Below are 1,026 nucleotides of genomic sequence, written 5' to 3'. Positions count from 1 at the left end.
TGGCGTGCGAGCGCTGATCGCCGCCCATCGGCTTTGCCCGTGTGCGCCCTTCCCGACGAAGGCCTTGTGCCAGCGCACGGCGCTGGCGGGACTGACCTGGAACCGTCTGGCGGCTTCCCAACGTGAGGTCCCTGCCTCGATCGCTATTACGACGCGCTCACGCAGATCCGCTGACAGGGCTAAGGGCATCCGGCTCTCCTCCAGGGAAAGCCGGGTATCGAATCACATCTACGCCGCTCTCGAAACCACAAACGATTCAAGCCGATGGGACACCGCTCTAGCGTCCGCCTTCGCTCAACTCTTGCCCGGCGATCTCGCCTCCTGGTTCTGGCGGCGCTCTACCAGCAGCCCGCTCTATACCTTCAACTCGGCAGCCGAGCGCTACATCGTCCGGTACTTCTTCGGCTCAGCCGACGACGCGCTGGACCAGGTGGCGGTCAACGCCGCCCTGGCCAACCGCTCGCACTTCGATGACGCGCGCCTGCTTCTTCGGTGTCAGCATCGACCCAGCCGACGAGGCACAGGACCGGGGCAGGGCGAGCATGCCCGGATTGCGCTACTTCTGGGACTTCGACATGGTGGTGAACCGCCTCTATAGCGCCGTATCCCGGGGTGCGTAGCCGGGCGCTACCGTGCCGACCAAGCGGTTCTGGATGCTTCTTGATCCAACACTGCGCGTCCTCAAGGTATATTCGCTCCCCGAGCACGCAGCCCTGTTCGCCTACCTCCATGCACTGCCGCCAACCGTCCGTTTTGCCGAGTTTGAGGTCCACGCTCCCGTGCTCGTCCTATCCAACGTGTTGGAGCCCGAGTTCTGCCAGCACCTGATCGGCTTGTATGAGGCGCATGGCGGTGAGCAAGGCGGCTTCATGCGCGAGGTGTATGCCAAGACAGTCGGCGTGCAGGACCACAGACACCAGGTGCGCAAGGACTACACGATCGAGGACCGGACGCTGATGGCGCAGACACAGGCGCGCATCCTGCGCCGGGTCGTTCCCGAGATCGAGAAGGTGCACTGCTTCCGGG

The 1,026-nt window shown here is 64.1% G+C and carries 1 protein-coding gene and 2 pseudogenes; 2 read left to right on the top strand and 1 reads right to left on the bottom strand.

Going from position 1 to position 1,026, the window contains the following annotated elements; all coding sequences use genetic code 11:
* Positions 1–189: pseudogene (locus CRT23_RS27650) on the bottom strand (helix-turn-helix domain-containing protein); the annotation flags it as partial.
* Between the two features lie 281 nt (positions 190–470).
* Here CRT23_RS27650 and CRT23_RS28820 point away from each other — a divergent pair.
* Both CRT23_RS28820 and CRT23_RS27645 read left to right on the top strand, forming a co-directional pair.
* Positions 471–620 carry a hypothetical protein gene (locus CRT23_RS28820; protein WP_181017507.1) on the top strand — a complete coding sequence of 50 codons (150 nt, stop codon included), beginning with the start codon at positions 471–473 and terminating at the stop codon, positions 618–620.
* A gap of 12 nt (positions 621–632) precedes the next feature.
* Positions 633–1,026 (top strand): annotated as a pseudogene (locus CRT23_RS27645) (2OG-Fe(II) oxygenase); the annotation flags it as partial.

The organism is Methylobacterium sp. V23, assembly GCF_002917135.1.
In the GTDB taxonomy this organism is placed as follows: Bacteria; Pseudomonadota; Alphaproteobacteria; order Rhizobiales; family Beijerinckiaceae; genus Methylobacterium.
The sequence above is the reverse complement of the archived record's forward strand: the minus strand, read 5'-3'. Positions and strand labels throughout refer to the sequence as shown.

Excerpts from the sequence above, each read along its gene's own strand:
- CRT23_RS28820 (WP_181017507.1), top strand. The coding sequence starts at position 471 with ATGACGCGCGCCTGCTTCTTCGGTGTCAGCATCGACCCAGCCGACGAG.